Annotated in this window: 2 protein-coding genes and 1 pseudogene; 1 reads left to right on the forward strand and 2 read right to left on the reverse strand. The window is 57.3% G+C overall.

Annotation, left to right across the window (positions count from 1 at the left end; genetic code table 11):
- Both L692_RS29170 and L692_RS0116925 read right to left on the reverse strand, forming a co-directional pair.
- Positions 1 to 204: pseudogene (locus tag L692_RS29170) on the reverse strand (HAD family hydrolase); the annotation flags it as partial.
- Between the two features lie 92 nt (positions 205 to 296).
- Complete coding sequence (locus L692_RS0116925) at positions 297 to 1043, reverse strand: alpha/beta fold hydrolase (protein ID WP_312000705.1); 747 nt, start codon at positions 1041 to 1043, stop codon at positions 297 to 299.
- A gap of 368 nt (positions 1044 to 1411) precedes the next feature.
- On the opposite strand from L692_RS0116925, the gene L692_RS0116930 reads away from it, so the two are divergent.
- On the forward strand, positions 1412 to 2613 hold a 1202-nt coding region (locus tag L692_RS0116930; RefSeq protein WP_025701298.1), incomplete at its 3' end, for a dihydroxy-acid dehydratase domain-containing protein.

The raw sequence follows: 2613 nt of genomic DNA on the forward strand, positions 1-2613 counted from the left end.
TTTCGCATCCTGCACGGTGCCGAGCAGCAGGTTCTTGCCGCCCGTAAAGCCCGCGCCGATCAGCGCCATTTGCGTCTCCATGTCCCGGAGCACGGACTCCGCCCATGTTCCCCACATTTCCATCAGATCAAGCAGCGTGCCGTCCTTGTCGAACAGGATGGCAGTGCAGGGCACCGAGATGCCGTTGACATGCAATACAGGCACTTGCGCTTCTCCCCTCCGTCCTTATGTACTTTCAATCTGCCGTCGGTCCGCACAGAACCAGGCGGCTACAGAGCCGTCTTATCCCTCCGGGACTAGCGCAGATTGTTCATCCAATCCAGCAGCGCACGCACCGTTTCGGCCTGCTGCCGTTCCTCGGAAATCGTTGCCTTTCCGTCTCCCTTCTGCGGTCCGTAGCTCCCGAACTGGGCATGGTTGCCTCCTTCAAGCGAGTAATATACCGTGTTGTCCGGCAGATAAGCTCTGCCTTCACGGTATTTCTTTCTGTCGAGCACCTTGTCCTCGGTGCCCAGCACCGACAGCGCCGCAAGTGTCGATGCTTTCAGACTCCCTTTCTCGTCCGGATAAGAGGCAAGGAAGAAGACGCCGGTCAATTTGTCCGGATGCCTGGCGGCGAAGCGCGAAGCCATCACGCCTCCCATAGAATGGCCACCCAGCACAAAAGACAGCTTCGGATGCACACGGATAATGTCCTCCGCCGCGTCGCTCCGGGTTACCGCGAGATTGAGCGGCATGCGGGCGATATAGACGGAATGTCCGGCCGAGGCCAGCCGTCTGGCCAGCGGCGCATAGGCTTCGGCCTCGACCAGACCTCCCGGATAGAATATGATGCCTGTCCCGCCCTTTGCGGAAGGCTCGAAGGAAATCCAGTTGGCGTTGCGCTCCACGAGGATTCCCCCGCCGGAGACAAGGGCCGTTTCGGCCCGGCCTTCCGGGGCGTAAGGCTTTAAGTAGAACCGAAGAGCCAGCGCCGCGGCCGCGACAAGCGCCAATAATATAATAAAGCCGCGCTTCGTTCGTTTTTTTATCAAGTTGTCCACTCCCGGGCATATCGCGCACTCTGCTTGAATCTAAGGAAAATTATAGAGGAATCGATACACGCAAACAACCTTCGGCACTTGCCGCGCCCGGCCTGATCCCTAGTGACTTCATGCGCCTGTTTGTGATAAACTTAACATCGCCCGGTAGAAAAAAACGGCTCTTTATGGTAGACTCTATTAATAGGAAAAAAACTGCCCAGAGTCTTTTTTGGAGACTATTTTTATAGAAACGGCGTCGACCACCCTCTTTCCCAGAGCTGGACCCTGTTCTTTCTATAAACCGCGGCTTCGCGGCTCTTCAGAGAGCAGCGCGTTAATGCGGCAAAATATTGGAATTGCAATCGAATAATAAGGGGGAACTATTTAGTATGGCAGCCAAGAAAATGCGTTCAGACATGATCACAAAGGGCTTCGACCGGGCTCCGCACCGCAGTCTGCTGCGGGCGGCCGGAGTTAAGGATGAGGATTTCGGCAAACCGTTTATCGCAGTCTGCAACTCCTACATTGATATCGTGCCGGGTCATGTGCATCTTCAGGAATTTGGCAAAATCGTCAAGGAAGCGATCCGCGAAGCGGGCGGCGTTCCTTTCGAATTCAATACCATCGGCGTTGACGACGGCATCGCGATGGGACATATCGGCATGCGCTACTCGCTGCCCAGCCGCGAGATTATCGCCGACTCCCTCGAAACGGTCGTATCCGCGCACTGGTTCGACGGCATGGTCTGCATCCCGAACTGCGACAAGATTACGCCGGGCATGATGATGGGCGCACTGCGCGTCAACATCCCGACCATCTTCGTCAGCGGCGGTCCGATGAAGGCCGGGGTCGACAGCAAAGGCCGCAAGCTGTCGCTGACTTCCGTATTTGAAGGCGTAGGCGCCCATCAGGTCGGCAAGATCAACGACGCCGAGCTGCTTGAGCTGGAACAATACGGCTGTCCGACCTGCGGCTCCTGTTCCGGCATGTTCACCGCCAATTCCATGAACTGTCTGGCCGAAGCGCTGGGCCTTGCCCTGCCGGGCAACGGCACGATTCTTGCCGTTGCGGAAGAACGCAAGGAATTTGTGCGCAAGTCCGCCAAGCAACTGATGGAGCTGATCAAGCTGGACCTGAAGCCGCGCGATATCGTGACCAAAGAGTCGATTGATAACGCGTTCGCCCTTGATATGGCCATGGGCGGCTCGACCAACACAGTGCTGCATACTCTCGCGCTGGCGCAGGAAGCCGGCATTGAATACCCGCTGGAGCGGATCAACGAAGTAGCCAACCGCGTGCCGTACCTGGCCAAGCTGGCTCCGGCCTCGGATATCTTCATTGAAGATGTGGACCGGGCGGGCGGCGTCAGCGCCGTGCTGAACGAGCTAATGAAGAAGCCGGGTACGCTGTTTGGCGAGTGCATGACCGTCAGCGGCAAGACGCTGGCCGAGAATGTCAGCGGACAGGAAATTCAGGATACGAGCGTTATCCATACGCTGGACAACCCTTATTCACCGGTCGGCGGATTGTCCGTTCTGTACGGCAACCTCGCTCCGGAAGGCTCGATCATCAAGGTCGGCGCGGTAGACCC

It is taken from the genome of Paenibacillus forsythiae T98 (genome assembly GCF_000520735.1).
Classification (GTDB): domain Bacteria; phylum Bacillota; class Bacilli; order Paenibacillales; family Paenibacillaceae; genus Paenibacillus_AQ; species Paenibacillus_AQ forsythiae.